General features: G+C 66.4%; 15 protein-coding genes and 1 pseudogene. 8 read left to right on the plus strand and 8 right to left on the minus strand.

Features of this window, described 5'->3' with window-relative positions; translation table 11 throughout:
* Both C7C56_RS17785 and C7C56_RS17790 read left to right on the plus strand, forming a co-directional pair.
* On the plus strand, nucleotides 1–1,465 hold a 1,465-nt coding region (locus C7C56_RS17785; protein ID WP_106758709.1), incomplete at its 5' end, for a DUF1800 domain-containing protein.
* Nucleotides 1,466–1,493: 28 nt separating this feature from the next.
* Nucleotides 1,494–2,870 (plus strand): DUF1501 domain-containing protein, encoded by a 1,377-nt coding sequence (locus tag C7C56_RS17790; RefSeq protein ID WP_106758710.1) that lies wholly within the window; start codon nucleotides 1,494–1,496, stop codon nucleotides 2,868–2,870.
* Here the strand turns inward: C7C56_RS17790 and C7C56_RS17795 are convergent.
* Both C7C56_RS17795 and C7C56_RS17800 read right to left on the minus strand, forming a co-directional pair.
* Nucleotides 2,860–4,668 (minus strand): diguanylate cyclase domain-containing protein, encoded by a 1,809-nt coding sequence (locus C7C56_RS17795; protein WP_146204533.1) that lies wholly within the window; start codon nucleotides 4,666–4,668, stop codon nucleotides 2,860–2,862. The genes C7C56_RS17790 and C7C56_RS17795 overlap by 11 nt on opposite strands.
* Nucleotides 4,669–4,766: 98 nt before the next feature.
* Nucleotides 4,767–6,455, minus strand: a complete 1,689-nt coding sequence (locus tag C7C56_RS17800; protein WP_106758712.1) for an alpha-amylase family glycosyl hydrolase — start codon at nucleotides 6,453–6,455, stop codon at nucleotides 4,767–4,769.
* Between the two features lie 324 nt (nucleotides 6,456–6,779).
* Here C7C56_RS17800 and C7C56_RS29975 point away from each other — a divergent pair, with 324 nt between their 5' ends.
* From C7C56_RS29975 to C7C56_RS17815, 3 genes are read left to right on the plus strand one after another with little or no spacing between them, the layout of a single operon-like run.
* Nucleotides 6,780–7,406: a DUF4254 domain-containing protein gene (locus C7C56_RS29975; RefSeq protein WP_106758713.1), complete on the plus strand. Its 627-nt coding sequence runs from the start codon at nucleotides 6,780–6,782 to the stop codon at nucleotides 7,404–7,406.
* Complete coding sequence (locus C7C56_RS29980; protein WP_229458840.1) at nucleotides 7,403–8,254, plus strand: glycosyltransferase family 2 protein; 852 nt, start codon at nucleotides 7,403–7,405, stop codon at nucleotides 8,252–8,254. The genes C7C56_RS29975 and C7C56_RS29980 overlap by 4 nt, the downstream gene beginning before the upstream one ends.
* Nucleotides 8,251–9,354 (plus strand): glycosyltransferase family 9 protein, encoded by a 1,104-nt coding sequence (locus C7C56_RS17815; protein ID WP_106758714.1) that lies wholly within the window; start codon nucleotides 8,251–8,253, stop codon nucleotides 9,352–9,354. Before C7C56_RS29980 ends, C7C56_RS17815 begins: the two co-directional genes overlap by 4 nt.
* 452 nt (nucleotides 9,355–9,806) lie before the next feature.
* Here the strand turns inward: C7C56_RS17815 and C7C56_RS17820 are convergent, their stop codons facing one another.
* Nucleotides 9,807–10,823 (minus strand): glycosyltransferase family 9 protein, encoded by a 1,017-nt coding sequence (locus C7C56_RS17820; protein WP_229458841.1) that lies wholly within the window; start codon nucleotides 10,821–10,823, stop codon nucleotides 9,807–9,809.
* A 107-nt stretch (nucleotides 10,824–10,930) separates the two neighbouring features.
* Nucleotides 10,931–12,646: a carbamoyltransferase family protein gene (locus C7C56_RS17825; RefSeq protein ID WP_106758715.1), complete on the minus strand. Its 1,716-nt coding sequence runs from the start codon at nucleotides 12,644–12,646 to the stop codon at nucleotides 10,931–10,933.
* Nucleotides 12,647–12,911: 265 nt separating this feature from the next.
* On the opposite strand from C7C56_RS17825, the gene nudC reads away from it, so the two are divergent.
* Complete coding sequence (gene nudC / locus C7C56_RS17830) at nucleotides 12,912–13,730, plus strand: NAD(+) diphosphatase (RefSeq protein ID WP_106758716.1); 819 nt, start codon at nucleotides 12,912–12,914, stop codon at nucleotides 13,728–13,730.
* 39 nt (nucleotides 13,731–13,769) lie between these two features.
* Here nudC and C7C56_RS17835 read toward each other — a convergent pair whose 3' ends face one another.
* A complete protein-coding gene (locus C7C56_RS17835; RefSeq protein ID WP_106758717.1) occupies nucleotides 13,770–14,663 on the minus strand; it encodes a hypothetical protein in 894 nt (297 codons plus the stop codon).
* Nucleotides 14,664–14,805: 142 nt separating this feature from the next.
* Between C7C56_RS17835 and C7C56_RS17840 the strand changes: the two are divergent.
* Nucleotides 14,806–15,081, plus strand: a pseudogene (locus C7C56_RS17840) (transposase); the annotation flags it as partial.
* 98 nt (nucleotides 15,082–15,179) lie between these two features.
* Here the strand turns inward: C7C56_RS17840 and C7C56_RS17845 are convergent.
* A complete protein-coding gene (locus C7C56_RS17845) occupies nucleotides 15,180–15,590 on the minus strand; it encodes a hypothetical protein (protein WP_109246582.1) in 411 nt (136 codons plus the stop codon).
* An 80-nt stretch (nucleotides 15,591–15,670) separates the two neighbouring features.
* Nucleotides 15,671–16,978 (minus strand): cation:proton antiporter, encoded by a 1,308-nt coding sequence (locus tag C7C56_RS17850; RefSeq protein WP_106758720.1) that lies wholly within the window; start codon nucleotides 16,976–16,978, stop codon nucleotides 15,671–15,673.
* 403 nt (nucleotides 16,979–17,381) lie between these two features.
* On the opposite strand from C7C56_RS17850, the gene C7C56_RS17855 reads away from it, so the two are divergent.
* On the plus strand, nucleotides 17,382–18,041 hold the full coding sequence (locus C7C56_RS17855; protein ID WP_106758721.1) for an ion channel: 660 nt from the start codon (nucleotides 17,382–17,384) through the stop codon (nucleotides 18,039–18,041).
* A gap of 4 nt (nucleotides 18,042–18,045) precedes the next feature.
* On the opposite strand, the gene C7C56_RS17860 is transcribed toward C7C56_RS17855, so the two are convergent.
* Nucleotides 18,046–19,443, minus strand: coding sequence for a HEAT repeat domain-containing protein (locus C7C56_RS17860; RefSeq protein WP_146204535.1), 1,398 nt, complete (start codon nucleotides 19,441–19,443; stop codon nucleotides 18,046–18,048).
* Nucleotides 19,444–19,445: the final 2 nt, after the last annotated feature.

A 19,445-nucleotide genomic window follows, 5' to 3' on the forward strand; every position in this document is an offset into this window, starting at 1 on the left:
ACCGCCGCCCCAGCCGCCGCCACCGGCGCCGGTGCCGGTGCCGGACGCCGCCCATGTGGCCGCCGCGCGTTTCCTCGAGCAGGCGAGCTTCGGTCCGTCGCCGGCTTCCATCGCCAGCGTCAAGGCGATCGGCCCCGCCGCATGGCTGACCGGGCAGTTTGCGGCCCCGGCCAGCCCGATGCCGGTCGCGGCCAGCCTCCCCGCCATCGCCGGCAACTGGTATATGAACATGGCCACCGGCCAGGACCAGCTGCGCCAGCGCATGATCTTCGCGCTGTCGCAATTGTTCGTCGTTTCATCGAACAAGAATCCGTACCCGAACGAAATCGCGCCCTGGCTGACCACCCTGCAGACCCACGCCTTCGGCAACTTCAGCGAGCTGTTGCGCCAAATGACGCTCAACCCGGCGATGGGAAAATACCTCGACCTCGGCAACAGCATCCTGCCTTCGCCGAACGAGAACTACGCGCGTGAAGTGATGCAGTTGTTCACGGTCGGCCCGGTCATGCTGAACCAGGACGGCAGCGTCCAACTCGATGGCAACGGCGAGCCGATCCCTACCTACGACCAGGAGCGCATCGGCGACTTCTCGCGCGCGCTGTCGGGCTGGACCTACACCGGCGCCAACGCCACCGGCATCAACTGGGAGAATTTCACGGGCCTGTTGCAGCCGCGCGACGCCTACCACGACAAGACGGCCAAGACCTCGCTCGGCGGCCTGACCGTGCCGGCCGGCCAGACCACGGTGCAGGACTTCAACGCCGTCATGGACAACCTGTTCATGCATCCGAACGTGCCGCCCTTCATCGCCACCCGCCTGATCCGCCACTTTGTCACGAGCAACCCGAGCCCGGCCTACATCACCCGCGTGGCCGATGTGTTCGCCAACGGCGGCGGCGGCCGCGGCGACCTCGCCGCGACGCTGCGGGCGGTGCTGTTGGATCCAGAGGCGCGCTCCGACGCCGTCACGGCCACCTCGGGCCGGCTGAAGGACCCGATGCTGCACACCGTCGGCCTGATGCGCGCGTTGAACGCGACCATCGTCAGCCCGAACAATATGGTCTGGGACTACTCCCTGCTGGGCCAGAAGATCACGGCCACGCCGAGCGTGTTCAACTTCTACTCGCCGGTCACCGCGCTGCCGGGTTCGCCGCAATCGTTCGGCCCCGAGTTCCAGATCTACGCGCCGGCGCTGGCCGTGGCGCGCGCCAACCTGATCTTCAAGCTGATCGGTGGCGCGTACTGGGCCATGGTCAAGATCGACATCGCGCCGTACGTCACCGCCGCCGCCGATCCGGCCGTGCTGATCGGCATGGTCGACGCGAACCTGCTCGCCGGCCGGATGACGCCGGCGGCCCGGAGCGCCATCGACGGCGCCGTGCGGGCCAGCACCGACAACAAGCAACGCGCGATCACCGCCCTGTTTCTGGCCGCGATCACGTCCGAATTCGCCGTGAGCAAATAAGCCGCGCACCCATCCCAGGAGCTTGAACATGAAGCCAACATCGAACCCACGCCGCGGCTTTCTGCGCACCGGCGGCCAGGCGGGCGCGCTCGGCGCGCTGTCCTCGCTCGGCCTGCTCTCGGCCGCCCCGGCCCATGCCGAAGTATCCGACTACAAGGCGCTGGTCTGCCTGTATATGTTCGGCGGAAACGACGGCAACGATATGATCGTGCCGCTCGACGCGCTGCGCTACCAGCAAGACACGGCCGCGTGCGCCAGCCACGGCCTGGCCTTGTCGGGCGCCGCCAACACGCTGCTGCTGCCGCGCTCGGCCACCCTGCGGTCGGTCGCCGATCCCGTCAACCAGGCCTTCGGCTTCCACCACGGCATGCCCGAACTCGACGCGCTGTTTGGCCAGGGCAATGTCGCGGCCGTCCTCAACGTGGGCAGCCTGCGCCAGCCGCTGACCAAGGCCCAGTATGTCGCCCGCGCCGGGGTTCCGCCGCAACTGTTCTCGCATCCCGACCAGACCTTGCAGAACCAGGCCGGCAGCGCGGCGGCGACCGGCACCGGCTGGGGCGGCCGCCTGGTCGACCTGCTGGGCACGGGCGGCGGCATGGATTCGGTCTCGGTCGGCAGCGGCGGCCTGTTCGTCGAGGGCGCGACCTCGCACGGCAACCAGTTGCCCGCGAACGGGCAACTGAACCTGGCGGGCATGTCGTACTGGCCGCAGGCCCAGGCCGATGCGCGCCGCAACGCGCTGCGCGCGATCCTTGGCAGCGAGAACCCGAACCTGCTGGCCGCCGCGGCCAACAAGGCGCTGCTGGGCGGCATGGACCTGGTCACCAACCTTGGCGCGGCCAACGCGGGCGAGCCGCTCAATACCGTGTTCCCGTCGACCGCGCTGGCGACCCAGCTCAAGACGGTCGCCCAGCTGATCAAGCTGCGCGCGTCGCAAGGCAAGGGGCGCCAGGTCTACTTTGTCTCGCTCGACGGCTTCGACACGCATGGCGGCCAGCAATGGATGCATTGGAACTTGTTGAAGCAAGTGTCGCAGGCGATGGCCGCGTTCCAACTGGCCTTGTCCGAGATTGGCGCCGCGCAAAACGTGACCACCTTCACGATGTCCGAGTTCGGCCGCACGCTGGTGCCGAACTCGGGCGTCACCGACCATGCCTGGGGCAACCACCAGCTGGTCGTGGGCGCGGCCGTCAAGGGCGGCGTGTACGGCAAGTTCCCGGACTTCACACTCGGCGGTGCGGACGACGCCACCGGGCGCGGCGCGTGGATCCCCCAGTTCTCGAATCAGCAGTACGGCGCGACGCTGGGCAAGTGGTTCGGTGCCGATCCGCAGATGCTCGAGAACCAGGTCTTCAACAAGGAATTGAGCCGTTTCGCGCTGCCCGACCTGGATTTTATGAATTGAGCACGTCGGCGGGCAGGCTGGCGTAGAAGGCGACCATGTTCCGGCCATTTTTCTTGGCCTGGTACATGGCGCTGTCGGCGTGCTTGAGCAAGGTTTCGGCATCGGCGCCGTCGCGCGGGTAGACACTGACCCCCACGCTGCAGGTGACGCTGAAGGCTTGCCCGCCCAGTTGGATCGGCTGCGCGAGCTTGCGCTGGATTTTGGCGAGCATTTGCGCGACATAGCCGTAGTCGTCGTCGGCCAGCGCGATCGCGGGCCGGTCCCCGGGCGCGTTCGTCGCCCCCAGTTTATGCAGCGACAACAAGACGAATTCGTCGCCGCCGAGGCGCCCCACGGTGTCGCTCTTGCGCACGCACGCGGCCATGCGTTTGGCCACGGTTTTGAGCAGCAGGTCGCCCGCGTCGTGCCCCATGGTGTCGTTGACGTGCTTGAGGCGGTCGAGATCGATGAACGCGACGGCGATCACGAACTTGCCCCGTTCCCCCATCGCGATCGCCTGGCTCAGCCGGTCCATCAGCAGGCGCCGGTTGGGCAGGCCGGTGAGGTTGTCGTAGCTGGCCAGCCGCTCGAGCTGTTCCTCGGCGGCGCGCGCCTTGGTGATGTCGGTCATCGTGTACACGAAATGGGTGGTCTGGCCGGCCTTGTCGCGCACCGGCGCGAGCCGCACGTCGTTCCAGAACGCCACGCCATCCTTGCGCATGCTTTGCAGCACCGCGTGCCCCTCCCTTTGCTCGGCCAGGGCCTCGCCCAGTTCGCCGTCTTGCTTGCCGTCGCGCGCGCCGAGCATGTCGGCGATGTTGCGCCGCTCGGCCTCCCGCGGCGAAAACCCCGTGATCCGCTCGAACGCCGGATTGACGTACACGATCGGGTAGGCCGGGCCGGCGCTGCTGGTGATCACGATCGCGTCGTTGCTTGCTTCGATCGCGCGGTTGCGCAGGCGGATCGCCTCGTCCGCCTGCATGCGCAAGGTGACGTCGCGCGACATGCCGACAATGCCGATCACGCTGCCGTGGACGTTTCGGAACGGCATTTTGGTGGTGGAGAACCAGCGCCGTATGCCGGCCATGTTGATGTTCTCCTCGAGCTGGTCGACGAGCGGCACGCCGGAACGGATGATCGCCTGCTCGTCCTTGAAAAAACCCTCGCCGCACGCGTTCGGGTAGAAATCGAGATCGGATTTGCCGACCAGGTCCTCGGGTGCGGCCACGCCGATGCCGAGCGCGGCGGCCTTGTTGCCGATCACGAAGCGCCCGGCCGTGTCCTTGATGTAGATATGGTCGGGCATGTTGTCGATGATCGCGCGCAGCAGGTTTTGGTCGCCGGCGAGGTGGCTTCCCAGTTTGACCCAGGCGTCGATCGCGCCGGTGCCCATGCCGGCCAGTTGCACCGAGCAGCAGGCGGCGACCAGGGCCAGCGTGTTCTCCCCCCCTTGCGCGATGGCCCGCCCGGCGCCGTTCCAACAGCACAGGTAGCCGGCGCCGCCGTCGAGCGGCAGGCACAGGGTGCCGTCGCCCGGCGCCACGGCGCGGCCGTCGAGCAGGGCGCGCACGGCCGCGGGCAAGGCGGCGAGCGCGCCGTCCCCGAACGGGGCGAGCCGCCGCGCGGGACCGGCGGCGCCCGGCAGGTCGAGGGCGGCAAGCCGGTGGCCTTGCTCATCGGCCAGCAATACGCAGGCATGGCCGGCGCCGCCGTGCTCGCGTGCCAGATGCAGCACCGCGTCGAGCAAGGCATCGACCGATGCCGCGGCCGACAGACGGCGGAACACATCAACGGCGTGGCCTGATTCGACAAGTGGCATTGCTTTCCTCGTGAGCGCATGGAGCTGCGGGACAAGGTGAATCGTGCTTGCGATGCAACGCACCACTTTGGGGATTTTCCTTGCTTTACGAGAATGAGCTATTTCACGTCGTTTTGCAAGCGCATAACGTGCGCGCCAAGTTGCTGTTTTGCTTGCGCGGCCTGCGCGAGCAGGCAGACGTGGGCGGCCAGGCCGCGCGCCGGGTCGACGCGTTCGCCGGCCTGGTGCCCCCGGTCGCTTGTGTAGAGGCATTGCAAACCGTGCGCGCAAGCGGGCAGGCGGGCCGCCCGCGCCGACAGGTTCACGACCACCAGAATGCGCGCGGCGCCACTGCCGCGCCAGTAGGCGAGAGCGCCGTCGGGCTGTTCGGCGGCGAATTCGAGCTTGCCCTGGCGCAGCGCCGGATGCCGGTTCCGCAGCCCGATCAAGCACTGGTAGTGCTTGAGGGTGGGCGCGTCGAAGGCCGACCAGTCGAGCGAGAAAGGCTCGAACAGGCTGCGCCAGTCGCGCCACAGCGGCTCGTTGAATTCCTGTCCCATCATCAGGTGCGGCACGCCGTCGACGGTGAGCAAGATGGCTGCCGCGGCCAGGTGCAGCGCGGGACCGTAGTGGCGCCATGCGCGGCCTTGTTCCTTTTCTTCAAGCCAGCGCATGCGCAAGGCGTCGCGCGGGAAGCTGTATGCCGCGTCCTGCCATTGCCGGATGAAATCGGCGGGCGCGGCCCTTCCCCCGGCGAGTGCGAGGATCAGGTCGCGCGTGCCGCCCTCGTACGTGAGGTCGCAGGCGGCAAGGTGGTGGAATTCGTCATAGGCCTGGGAGATCAGGCCGATGTCGGGACGGATCTGGCGCAGCGATTCGCGGATCTCGACCAAAAAATCGAGCGGGGTGATGTCGGAGTCGTCGAAGCGGAAACCGTCGATGTCGAATTCGGCCACCCATTGCCGCATCGCGCCGAGCAGGTGGGCGCGCAGGTCCGGCCGCGAAAAATCGAGGCCGGCGAAGTAGGCGCGGTTGGGCACCGCGTAAAACGGTGCGCCGCCGGCCCTGCGCGTGAACCAGTCCGGATGCTGGGCGACGAGGATGTTGTCGACGCTGGCGCGGTTGAGCGTCCAGTCGAGCACGAGGCGCATGCCGCGCGCGTGGATCGCGTCGACCAGCGCGCGTAGCGCGGCGGCGTCGCCGAGCGCCGGGTCGATGGCGCCGAAATCGCGCACGGCGTAGGGATCGCCGAGCGTGCCGAGCCGTCCGTCGATGCCGACCGGGTGGATCGGCATCATCCAGATCACGCCCACGCCCAGTGCCGCTAGGTGGTCGAGGCGCGCCTGCACGCCCGCGAAGGTGGCGCCGAAGGCGCGCACCGACAACTGGTAGACCACGCCGTCGGCCAGCCATGCCGGGCTCGGCAGGGCTTTATGGCGCAGGTACAGCGGCCCGGGATGCTGCGCGTTCGCGTGGCCGGAACGGATGAAGACCTCGCCGTCCCCGTCGACCGTGAAGCTCGAATTGTTCTGGCCGTCCTCGGAGACCCAGGGATTGGCCGGGTCGAGAATCCAGTGGCGGCCGTCGACCACGTATTTGTACAGGTGCCTGCCGGTGGCGACGGGCAGCGTGGTTTGCCAGCGCCCCGGCGCGATCTGCCGCAGCGGGCGGTCGTCGCCAACCCAGCTGTTGAAGGTGCCGGCCACCGCGACGCTGCGCAGGCCGGGCGCGCCGTCGAAGGTGAAACGGATGCCGCCCGCGCTCTTGTGCGGGCGCAGGGCGGGCTGGTGTTGTTCTGGCTGGTTCATCGTCGTCGGGGGCGCTTCCACGGTTCTGCCCGGCAGTATAGCCAAATCTTGCCAAAGATTGGCTCAAGGCCGGCGCGGAACTTCGCTGTTCAATAAGTTCTCAAACACTGACCGGCGCCTGAGAGGCTGAGAGTCTTTCGATCATGCCCGCTCAGCACGCCAGAAAGCGCCAGTTCGTCGTTGCAAATGCTCGCCATAGCCCGCTATGGCTGTGCTTTGCGCCTCGATCTGCCGCTTTCTGGCGGGCTGCTCGGACACGCCCGAAAAACTCTCAGCCTCTGAGCTTCCAGCCGCACCAGCCCGATCCGACCTGAAAGGAACGATATGCTCACCGGACTCCATGCGCGCGCGATCGCGCAGCTGCACGACAGCATGCTGTCTGATTCGGACACGCCATCGGCCCGCGACGACGCGCTCGCCGAGGCGTGGCATTTCATCGAAGCCAATCATTTCTTCAACTGCCGCCTGTGGCGCGAAGAAGACAAGGCGCGGCGCACCGATGTCGACGCGTCCGAGATCGTCGCGAGCAAGCGCCTGATCGACCAGTACAACCAAAAACGCAACGACGCCATCGAGGCGCTCGACGAGGCCCTGCTTGCGGGCCTGTCCACGGTGCGGTGCGTGCCGCACGCGCGCCTCCACAGCGAAACGGCGGGCGCCATGATCGACCGCCTGTCCATCCTGTCGCTCAAGGTGTTCCACATGCGCGAGCAGACGCGCCGCTTCGACGTCTCGGAGGCCCACCTCGAAAGCTGCGCCAACAAATTGCAGCGCCTGTCGCATCAGCGCGAAGACCTTGGCAACTGCTTCGACGAATTGCTGGCCGACGCATCCTACGGGCATGTCTACTACAAGGTGTATCGCCAGTTCAAGATGTACAACGACCCCACGCTCAACCCCTATCTGTATGCGGGGCTGGCGCAGGGCGCGCACGGCAAGGGGGCGCCATGAGCGGCATGCGCGGCGCGGCGTGCGCGGTCGACGTGCTGGTTCCCACTTGCAACCGGCCGGGCGCGCTCGCCGTGACGCTGACCGCGCTGGCCGCGCAAACCCTGCGCACGCTGCGCATCGTCATTTCGGACCAATCCGACGGCGCCGGCGTGTTCGAGCAGCCCGAGGTGCTCGCCGTGCTGCGCTACCTGCGCGCGACCGGCCGCGAGGTGCACGCCCTGCGCCATCTGCCGCGGCGTGGCATGGCCGAGCAGCGCGCGTTTCTGCTCGCGCAGGCCGGGGCGCCGTATTGCCTCTTTCTCGACGACGATGTACTGCTCGAACCCGATCTCGCGGCCCGCCTGCTGCGCTCGATACAGGAGCAGCAATGCGGCTTTGTCGGCAGCGCCCTGCACGGCCTAAGCTACCTCGACCAGGTCCGACCGCACCAGCAGCACATCGAGTTCTGGGAGGCGGGCGTCGGCCCCGAGACGGTCGCGCCGGGCGCGCCGGCGTGGGAGCGGCATCATTTACACAGCGCGGCCAACCTGTTCCATGTGCAGTCGCGGCTCGGGCTCGACGCGGAGCGAACGCGGCATTACCGGGTGGCCTGGATCGGCGGCTGCGTGCTGTTCGACACGGTCAAGTTGCGCGAGGCGGGCGGCTTCGATTTTTGGCCGGCGCTGCCGGTGGCGCATTGCGGCGAGGACGTGCTCGCGCAACTGCGGGTCATGGCGCGCTTTGGCGGTTGCGGCATCATCCCCTCGGGCGCTTACCATATGGAGTTGCCCACCACGATCAGCGAGCGCGAGGCCGATGCGCCAAGGCTGTTGTGGGGAGCGGTGGCCGATCGATCGCCGGCGCCATGAGCGCGGTATTGCCCGGCGTGAAAAAGATCGCCGTGCTGAGGCCGAACGCGGTCGGCGATTTCGTGTTCGCGCTGCCCGCCTTGCATGCGCTGCGGGCCAGCTACCCCGGTGCCGACATCGTCTATATCGGGCGCCGGTGGCATGCCGATTTTTTGGCGGGCCGCCCCGGGCCGGTCGACCGCGTTGTGGTCATCCCGCCCGTGCCGGGGGTGGGGGTGGCGGCTGACGCAAAGGTCGACGGCGACGCGGTGGACGCCTTTGTGGCGGCCATGGTGGCCGAGCGGTTCGACCTGGCGATCCAGGCGTTTGGCGGCGGCCGGTTTTCCAACCCCTTCATCATGCGCCTTGGCGCGCGCCGCACGGTGGGATTGCAGGTTGCGGGCGCTGGCGATCTCGACCTTACGGTGCCTTACGGAAGCATGTGCAACAGCCGGCTGCAGTTGCTCGAGGTGGCCGCCTGCGCCGGCGCGCGGGCGTGGCACTTCGGGCGGCCGGAGCTGGCCGTGACCGACGCCGATCGCCTCGCGGCGGCGCAGGTGCTGCCGGCGGCGCTGCCCAAGCCGCTGGTGTTGTTGCAGCCGGGCGCGACGGACCCGAGGCGGCGCTGGCCGGCGGCGCGCTTTGCCGAACTGGGCGATGCGCTTGCCGGCGCGGGCGCGCTGGTCGCGATCAATGGCAGCGAGGACGAGGCGCCCCTGGTGCATGCCGTTGCAAGCGCGATGCGCGCGCCCTCGATCGACTTGGCGGGCAAGCTGGCGCTGGGCGGCTTGTGTGGCGTTCTCGAGCGCTGCGCCTTGCTGGTGTCGAATGACACGGGGCCTTTGCATCTGGCCCTGGCCGTCGGCACGCCCGGCGTGGGCATCTATTGGTTGACCAACCTGATCGAATCCGGCCCCTTGCGCCAGCACGGACATCGGGCGGCGGTGTCGGTGCGCTTGCACTGCCCCGTCTGCGGCGCCGAAAACCTGAGCACGCGTTGCGCGCACGATGTCTCGTTCGTCGATGATGTGGGCACCGCGCGGGTAAGGGCTTGTGCCTTGGAGCTAATGCAGGCAATGGAGGGCATTAATTGCTGTGTCGCTTCAGGGATCGTGCCGTAGAAATTGACGTGGAAAAGCGCCTCGTTTCGGCCTGAGGGCACGGCCTGTGGCCTGGAGTTTGGAACGCCGCATAGTAGCAATTTCAGTATGGGTCCCCGCTTTTGCGGGAATGACGTTGGCTATTTTATCGATGATGATCGGTAGCTCGATTTCTGACGCGCTAAACACCAGTTTTCGCACCGCATTTGAAGGCGCGTGTCTGCACGCGCACGATGGGTGACGTTGGTTATTTTATCGATGATGATCGGTAGCTCGATTTCTGACGCGCTAAACACCAGTTTTCGCAGCGCATTTGAAGGCGCGTGTCTGCACGCGCACGATGGGCGAACATATGCGTTGCACCTCTCCATTAACCATCACCGAAGTCTGCTCGTTTAGCTGGAACGACGCGCTGGCCGAGTTCTCTTGCAAGCCGTTGCAAAGCTGAACGACACTTTTTGCAGCCGACGATCCTAAGTCCGACAGCCTCCCAGCAGCCCGCGCGCGCGTTCGAGCACGCCGTAGACATGGTCGCCGTCGGGATCCCACACGCAGCGGTGCAGCGCGTGGTCGAGCGGCGCCCACCGGTGGATGTCGGCCTTGCTGAAGATGACCACGCTCGGAATGTTGAGGCCGGCGGCAATGTGCGAGACGCCCGTGTCGTTGCACACAAGCAGGCACGCGCGGCGCATCAACGCGGCCATCGCGCCGATCGAGATCGCCGCCGCCGCGTCGATCGGCTCGGTGCGCATGTGGCTGGCCACGGTCGCGGTCAGGTCGGCCTCGTTGAGGGAGCCCGTCAGCACCACGGGCAGTTTGTATTCCAGGCTCAGGCGGTCGGCCACTTCGGCAAAACAGTGCGCTGACCAGCATTTGGCGCGCACGCTCGCACCCGGGTGGATGCAGATGAAGCCGTCGGGCGGCAAGGCCTGCGCGAGGCCGCTCGCGGCTAGCTCGCGCTCGTCGTCGGGGGTCAGCGGGAACTCGAGGTGCGTGCCCGCCGGCGGCGCGCCCAGCAAGGCGGCCAGCGCGAGCAAGCGCACCGGTTCGGCGCCCGTTTCGGGCCACGCGAAGTAGCAGATGTTGTCGAGCGGGACGTTGCCGGCCACGCCGAAGCCGGCCGTCGCGCGCGCGCCGAAACCGCGCACGATGCCATTGCTGATCTCGCCGCTGCCATGCAGTTGCAGCGCGAGCGCGAAGCGTTCGGCCTGCATGGCCTCGTAGAAGGGGACCAGTTGCTCTTGCCGCACCGATTGCTCGGGCATGGCGCGGTGGCCCGGAAAGGCGAAGAAGGCGTCGATATACATGCGGAATCGGTCCGCGAACTGCTGCGCCCAAGGCAGGCCGACGAGCGCGATTTTTGTGTCGGGCAGCGCCTTGCGCAAGGCGCGCAGGGCGGGCACGGCGCACAGCATGTCGCCCAGCCGGAGCGCCCGGAAAATGACGAGCTTCTCGGGCGCCAGCCTTTGCAGCAAAGCCGCGGACGGCACGGCTGAGGGCGGCGCCGCGGACGGTCGCGCTGCGGACGGCGGCGCGATAGACGGCGGCTTGGTAGACGGCGGCATGGCGGGCGGCGGCATGGCGTGCGTTCCCGCCGTCATTGCGGGCCCGGCGCGCCGTGTTTGCGCAGCAGGAAGGGCGGCATGGCGAGCGCGTGCAGGGGCGTCTCGCGGAATGCGGCAAGCGCCTCGGCCGGCGTCTCGACGATGGGTTCGTCTTTTCGGTTGAACGAGGTGTTGAGCAAGACCGGCAGGCCGGTGCGCGCTTCGAACGCGCGCAGCAGGGCGCGCAGGAACGGGTCGTCGCGCTCGCCGACGGTTTGCAGGCGCGCCGTGCAGTCGACATGGGTGACCGCGGGAATGACGGACGCCATGGCCGGGTGCACGGGCGCGGCATATTGCATGAACGGCGACGGCGCGTGGATGGCGAAAAATTCGTGCGCCCGTTCGAGCAGGACGACCGGCGCCAGCGGGCGGAACCATTCGCGCGACTTGACGCTCGCGTTGATCCAGTCGCGAATATGGTCGTGGCGCGGGTCGCCGATCACGCTGCGGTGGCCCAGCGCGCGCGGTCCGAATTCGCTGCGGCCCTGGTACAGGCCGAGCACCTGGCCGTCGGCCAGCAGGGCGGCCATGCGTTCGCACATGGCGGCGCCGCTGTCGAGGCGCTCGACCTGCAGCCCGGCGGAGTCGGCCACTGCGGCCACGGCGGCCTCGATGTCGGCCAGCGCGGGCGCCGGGCCCAGGTAGTCGTTCTCCCAGCGGTAGTGGCAGGGTTCGCCCGCCAGTTCGGCCAGGCCGTACAGGGCGCAGCCGATGGCGGTGCCGGCGTCGCTGGGGGCGGGCGGGATGAAGATCCGGCTGAACGGGGTTTCGGCCAGCAGCCGCTCGTTGGTCGAGCAATTGAGCCCGGTGCCGCCCGCGAAACACAGGTTGCTGGCGCCGGTCTGGGCGTGCAGCCAGCGCGCGACCGCCAGCACGGCGTCTTCGAATGCGCGCTGCCCGGCGGCGGCCAGGTTGGCGCTGTCGGCGAAGCGGGCCTGGTCGCCGCCCCGCCCGCCCGGTCCTTTTGCCCCCGCATTATATAAAAAGCGGGCGCGCTCGCGCATGATCTCGCGCCAGCGCGCCGGGATGCTGACCTGGCAGCCTTCGACCTGCAGCGGCGGCAGCCCGAGGGCGCGCGGGTCGCCGTGCGGCGCCAGGCCCATGACCTTGCCCTCGTTGCCCTCGCCCGGAAACAGCGCCTGCGTGAGCAAAAAATAGAACATGCCGAGGCCGACGAGTTGTTCGTCGTCGCGGTTCCAGAGTTGCTTGCCGATGCAGTCGATGCGCTCGCGGTCGGCCCGGTAGAACGAGGACACCTCGCGCCAGTGCCCGGGCACGGCCGCCGCGCCGGCCCATTGCTCGGTCAGGGCGGCGACCTCGCTGCCCTGGCCGTCGATGATCATGACCGCCGCCTCGGTGAACGGCGAGGGATGGAACACGCTGTAGACGTGGGCCAGGTGGTGCGACAAACGGGCGCGCCGGCAGCCGGGCGCGAGCACGAGGGTGTCGGCCAGTTCTTGCTCGTAGGCGGGCAGGAAGTCGAGCTCGGCGTCGGAGGAATAGCATTCGACCAGCACGTCGATCGGGCGCTCGAGCCCGGGGAGCCGGGGCCGGTAGACGTCGCGCAGGTCGCCCTGGCGGCCCCAGTGGTGCTTGTGCCGGGACAGGCGCTCTTTTTGTATCGCCCACAGCAGTTGCGAGCCGTGCATGAGGCAAATGCTCGCGTCTTGCGTGCGGTTCAGGCCCAGCACAATCGGTGCGTCGTTCATGTGGTTTCCTTTTTGACAGCCTCACAGGAGGCTGTCGGACTTAGGATCGTCGGCTGCAAAAAGTGTCGGACGGTCCATATTTCGCCGCTTTCTCGGCCAATAGCGCGCTATTGGCACTGCGAAATCGTCAAAATCTGTCCTCGCCCGGCACTTTTTTCGCTCCGACTCCCTAAGTCCGGCAGCCTCCTGGTGTTGGAGTGCCCGCTCAGCGTTTGGTTCTGGTGGCGATGCGGGCACGGCCGTTAAAGAGGCGGTATCATTAGACATGCTACAAACACCTGCCAACTTCATTCCCCTGATGGCGCCGCAAGCCCATCCAAAGCCCCTGACCTATGTGTTCCAACAGGGCAGATTGCTGGTGCGCGAGGACGACCTGGCGCTGCCCGACGCCGGCGTCGTCGCCGGGCTCGATCTCGACCCGCTGCGCATGCATCCGCTCGGCTTGCTCGCGGACCGCTATTGCCAGGTCACGTGGGCCGACGCCGACGCCGCGCCGCCCGCCGGATTCGTCTACCGGGGCTTGCGCTCGCTGCTGTTCGGGGTGATGGACGAAGACCTGGTCGGCGTGGCCGGGCGCGCCTCGCAGGTCGCCGAATGGGCGCGCACGCACCGTTTTTGCGGCGCCTGCGGCGGCCCGATGCACCTCGGCACGGGCGAGCGCTGCTACCACTGCGCCGCTTGCGGCAACCTCGCCTATCCGCGCATTTCGCCGGCGATGATGGTGTTGATCCGCAAGGGCGATTCGGTGTTGTTGGCGATGCATATCAATTCGGCGGCCAAGCGTTTCACGCCGCTGGCGGGCTTTCTCGAGGCCGGTGAGTCGGTCGAGGAGGCGGTGCACCGCGAGGTGTTCGAGGAGGTCGGCCTGCGGGTGCACAACCTGAAGTATTTCTCGAGCCAGTCGTGGCCCTTCCCGCATTCGCTGATGCTCGCCTTCACCGCCGATTACCTCGACGGCGAGATCCGCCTCGACGCCACCGAGCTGTCGGAGGCGCGCTGGTTCGGGCCCAACGACGAGTGGCCCGAACGCATCGCCCATGTGTCGGTGTCGAGCATGCTGGTCGACGCCCACCGGCCGGCCTGAGCGGCGCCAGCCAAAGCAGCGCCGGCCCGGGCGGCGCCCCTACTCCACCAGTCCGCTGATCCCTTTGCGCTTCGCCGGCGCCGCGGCGGCCACCGGCGCGGCCGCCGCGCGCGGCTCTTCGGGCTTGGCGCCGGCGCCGCGCAGCTGCACCGTGCGCTGCATCAGGTCGAACCAGAACGGCGCGCCAAACAAGGCGGTCGAGGCGGTCAGCATCCATCCGGCGACCATCAACAGGAATTTCCCATCTAGCGCGGGTGGAAAGCTTTGCCAGCCGATCGGCAGGGTGAACAGCGCGTCGATCGCGCGCGGATCGACTCCGGCCGTCGGCAACGCCAGTTGCGCCGCCAGCGCGGGTTGTTGCCAGAGCGCGCGGAAGAGTTGGATGCTGTCGATGTTGAACAGCGCCGCGAGCAGCAGCGACAACAACAGGCTCACCAGCAGGGAGCGCCGCTTGTAGGCGCCGGACACGCGTTCCATCGCGCTGTCGAACCAGCCCGCCACCGAGGCCTGGAACACCTCAATGTCGCCGCCGGCGCGCTGGTGGATGCTTTGCAGCACCCGCCTGACCTGCGGATCGTCGAGCGCGTCGATGTCGCGCCCGAGTTGCTCGTAATCGCCCGGAATGCTCTGGATGTTGTCGATCAGCGCTACCGCGAACGCCTTCGGTTCGATGTACGAGGGTTTGTTCTTGATGTCGCGCGGATTGGCGCCGCCGTCGTCGTGCGGGTTGACCAGCGCGTGCGTGTAGATGGAGCACGCCAGGCTGTTGAAGCCGGGATCGTTGAGCATGGTCTTGATCCCGCTGAGCAAGGTGCGCGCGCGCAGCCGCAGCAGCGAGGCCAGCGCCTCCTGCACCGTGCTGACGATCAGCGCCACCGTGGCGTAGCAAAAGGTGAGTCCGACGGCCACTTCCAGGACAGTGCTCCCAAACATGATGTTCTCCCCACAGGCGACGTGAATAAACTACGCTAGCGCAGGAAGTTTATGCATGAGTCCGGTTTGCGCAAGAAAACGAACAAGTTCCGGGGAACCTGTTCCGCATCCGGGCCTCAAACGTCCTTTTAGGACCAACAAAATGTCAAGGCAAGGATTCGCGACTGATCCATCGCGCGAACAATTCGAGGCGGTGCGCAACATGCTGGAGGGGGCGCGTAAAAAAACGCGGCCGCGCAAGCACGACCTCTACGATGTTTACTGCGCCGTGCTGTATTTCCTCGACAAGGGCGGCGCCTGGCGCAGCCTGCCGCGCGACTTTCCTCCCTGGCGCACGGTGCACGAGTATTTCACCCAGTGGACCATGGCGCGCGAGGGCACGCCCTCGCTGCTCGAACAGGTGCTCGAGCGCTCCGGCCAGCAGCGTGCGCTGGCGCAGCTGCGCGCCCTCCAAGAAAAACGGTAGCGCCATTCAAATTTGTTTGACGCGGGCTTTGGCTATACAAGTTTGAATAGCTAAAGCGCCGCCGGCTTGGCCGGCTGGTACACCAGTTTCTTGTCGCGCAGGGTGAATGTGCCCACCAGGTCGCCAAGGGCGTCTTTGGGCGGACCGGCGCGCTGGGTGCAGCCCTGCGTCTCGAATTGCCAAGTGCGTTCGCCCAGGCGTACATTCCAGACATCGTTGCCGAGCGTGTGCAGCGTCAGCGCCACCTCCGCGCGGGGCACCTTGGTCATGGGGAACACGCGCGTGCACTCGGGCGTGCGCGAGGCAACGAACGTGAGCGTCACCTCGTCCTTCCAGAAATACTCCTGTTCCGCGCGCACGGTCAGGGAATGTTCCCTGCCCTCGACGTAATGGGTTTTTCCGTCCCTGATGCAACCGGCCAGTAGCACGGGAACCAGTAATATCCCTATCATGCGCAGCATGGCATTCCCCAAATGTGGTTGTTTCGTTTCGGCAATATTGGCCCAGTATAGGCGCGGGTCCGCCTGTACGCAAGCTTGGTTCAGCTGCGCGATCCCCTGCGCCAGAATCGATCCAGCAAGGGCTTCATGCTGGTGCCGTGGACGAGAATCGAGAGCATCACGACCACGATCGTGATCTGGATCAGGTCGCGCGCCAGCACATAGGGCAGGCCCTGGTTGATGGCATACATCAGATAGTAGATCGAACCGATCCCGCGCACCCCGAACCAGCCCGTGATGTAGCGCACGCGCATGGGGGTGTTCGAGCCGGCCAGGCCGATCATCACGCTCAGGGGGCGTGCGACCAGGAACAGGAACAGCCCGGTCGTCCACGCCCTCCAGTTCCATGCGTCGATCGTCAGCATGCCGCCGAGCAGCAACACCAGCGTCAGCTCGGACAGCCGCTCGAGGTGTTCCTTGAACACGAGCGACTCGCCGCTGACCGTCAGCGGCGCGCAATTGGCCTCGCTCTGGGTGGGCGGGGCGGCATTTGGCTCATCGGCCACGAGCAGGCCTTGGCGGTCCTTGTGCGCGCCCGCCAGCACCAGTTCGGTCTGCCGCAAGGCGACCCCGGCAAAGAATACGGCCAGGAAACCATAGGCGTGCAGGAACACGCTCAGGCCGTACACGACGCCGATCAGGCCGAGTCCGACGAGGTCGTCGAGCACCTCGTGCTTGGGGTCTTTGCCGCGCAACATCCAGCCGATGCGGCCCAGCAGGGCGCCGCCGGCCAGGCCGATGCCGACCGCGCCCAGCGTCGCCCAGACCACATCGACGGCGACCCAGCGCCAGCCGGAGTCGCCCAGTTCGTGGAGGCCGAGCAGGCCGAGTCCAAGCATGACGAAGGGAAACGCCGAGCCGTCGTTCATGCCCGCCTCGCACGTCAGGGAGAAACGCAATTGGTCGCGGTCGTCGGGGTGGCGCACCTGGACGTCGGTCGCCAGCACCGGGTCGGTGGGGGCCAGAATGGCGCCCAGCAGCACGCCGGCGCCGAGCGGCAGGCCCAGCACGTAATAGCTGAAGGCGGCGATCATGGCGACCGTGAGCGTCATCGAGACCAGGGCCAGCCGGATCGGGCCGCCCCAGCGCTTGAGCGTCATGGGCACCGGCATTTTTACCCCGGCCGAGAACAGGGAGATGAGCACCGCGATTTCGGTCAGCATTTCGAGCAGGTGCGACTGCGCGAACGGGTTGAAGGAAAAAATGCCGAGCACCAGCGGACCGAGGATCAGGCCGGCGCACAGGTACACGATGGCCGACGTGAAAGGCAGGCGCGCGATGGTGGTCGCGGCAAGGCCGCGCGCCAGCATCAGGAATCCGATCAGGATGAACCAGTAAGTTGTTGTCATTGAAACGTTTGACCTTGAGGAAACGGCTAGTGCCCGATTCTACCGTCGAACGCCCCGAATTAACCGCGCGTGTGGCGCGGCGGCAGTAAAATGGGGAGCCCGAGCGGCTGATGGCGCCCGTGTTTTACCTTGGCGCACGCTCCGCGCTGGGCGCCGCCGACTGGGATGCGTGGTTCGACGCCCTGTCGGCGGCACCCGCCGGGCCGGCCGAGGGCATGCCGGCCTAGCTCACGCGGCAACACAATGTGAAGGCTTTCTTGTACGCCTTGTATGCTTCGCTGCAGGAAAGCGCCAATCCCGTGCCGAAACAAAAAATGTTGCCCGCCGTTGTGCGCGCGCTCAAAAAAATGGCGTGAGCCGCCCACCGACCCTTATCTGAAGACCCTTATCTGAGAATGCGTAAATGATCTCCCTGCTGCTACACACCAAACGCCATCCCTCGGCCATTTTGCTTGTTGTGCAATTGCTTGGCATGATGCTGTATCCATTCATCGAATCGACCGAGGCCGGACGCGTGGTGTTCAACGCCTTCGGCATCGTGGTGCTGGGAATCACCACGAGCATGGTGCGGCGCACGCCCGGGTCGGCCTGGGTCAGCGCCCTCATCGCGCTGCCCACCATTGCCTTGTTGGCGCTGCAGATGGCGTTCGGCATGCGCGAATTGCTGCCGTGGTCGTCGGCGCTGGAGGCGGTGTTTTATTTCTACGCGGCAGGCAGCCTGATCGGCTACATGATGGAGGACTATCTTGCCACGACGGATGAATTGTTCGCGGCGGGCGCCACCTTCACCCTGCTGGCGTGGGGCTTCACGCACTTGTTCATCCTGGTGCAGGCGGTGCATCCGGGGTCGTACGCGGCGGCCGTCAACGCGGCCGACCCGCGCACCTGGACCGAGCTCAACTACCTAAGCTTCGCGCTGCTGTCGAGCACCGGCATCGGCGACGTCATCCCGCTGACGGCGCATGCGCGCGCGCTGGCCAGCATCGAGATGTTCACCGGCCTGATTTACCTCGCGGCGGTGGTGGCGCGGTTGATCGGCTTCACGGTCAATAAAAATAAGTAAGTTTTCAAACGTGCGGCCAAAGCGCCAGTTCGCGATCGAGGACTGGCGTCACAGTGCCGACCAGTGTTTGTAAAACCGAGCGGGTGCTGGGGGCGTTGAGGAAACTCTTTTGCTCCGGCGTCGGCCTGGTAAAACTGTGGCTGTGGGCCGCCAGCATCCAATTTTCCAGCTCGTCTGCTAGTACGGGCTTGAGCAAATTGTCGTGTGGACCGGCCAGCGCGACAAGGGCGACACTCTCAATCCAATTCCACTTGTCGCTTTGAGAAAACATCCACAGCAAGGCAAAGTCGCGCCGCGCCGCGAGACAGGCACGCGCCGTGGACATGGGAATATACGCGCCATGCTTGCGCACCAAATCAATTGCGAATTTGCGTACCCGGGGTGCGTCATCGGCGAGCGCGGCAAGCGCGATCAGGTCCTTGTCCGCATTGATGGTTTTGAACCACGATGCGAGCGCGACGAGCCGGACCGGACCGCTCGCATCCTGCGCGAACGATTGGAATAGCGCCACGTCGTCCGGGCGGCGCAAGCTCGCCAACGACGTCAGCGCGACTTGCATTACCTTGACTGTCGAGCGCGCCTCGAGCGCAAGGCGATAAACACTGCCCACATCGACCTCTTGCTTGAGCAGGAACGCGATCGCCAGTGATCGGACCGACGATTGGACGTCGAACAAAGCGCCCATGGCAATATCGTGTGCGTTCGCTTCGCACTGCGGCGCCAGCAATGCCGACAGGGCGATCGTGCGCACCGCGCCAAAATGCGATCTGAGCGCCGTCAAGTAAGCGGCAGGCTGCATATGTTGCGGCATGCGGGCGCACATTCTCACGGCTTGGAGGCTGAGCACGATATCGCTGCGTGAACCGAGGGCCAGCGCAAGCAGCTCCGGTGGCGTTATCAGCTTGTGCTGTTCCAATATGTGGAAGCAGGCCCTGGCCATTTTGGCATCGCCGCAGCGCACACCTTCGACAAGATGGTCGGTATCGAGCCATTCGAGCAAATGGCCTTCGAACGTGGCGAGCCAGACGCTATGGTCGGTTCTGCCCGCGGCCAGCAGTTGGTGGATTGACGGCAGCACCGCCATCCAGTGGCTGGCAGGTATGAAGGGCAATAGCGTGATCGACGCGGCACGGGCGGCGTGGCGTACTTGTGGAACCCAATCGTTGAGGCAAGCGACAATCGCGGGAAGCAGCTCGGGCGCCGCCAGGGCCACGCAGCGCTTGATCGCCGCTTCGCGCACATAGCCGGAACCGTCCTTGGCGTAGCTGATCAGATGGGGGATTTCGCTGCAGGACAAAACGTGCTCGAGATGCGGAATCATATTCCAAGCAACCGGAGGCGGCGCCGGCACGGCCGCGGGAAGCGGTTTCGTTAATCCGAATAAGCCCTTAAGCACATTCATGG

It is taken from the genome of Massilia glaciei (genome assembly GCF_003011895.2).
GTDB lineage: Bacteria > Pseudomonadota > Gammaproteobacteria > Burkholderiales > Burkholderiaceae_D > Telluria_A > Telluria_A glaciei.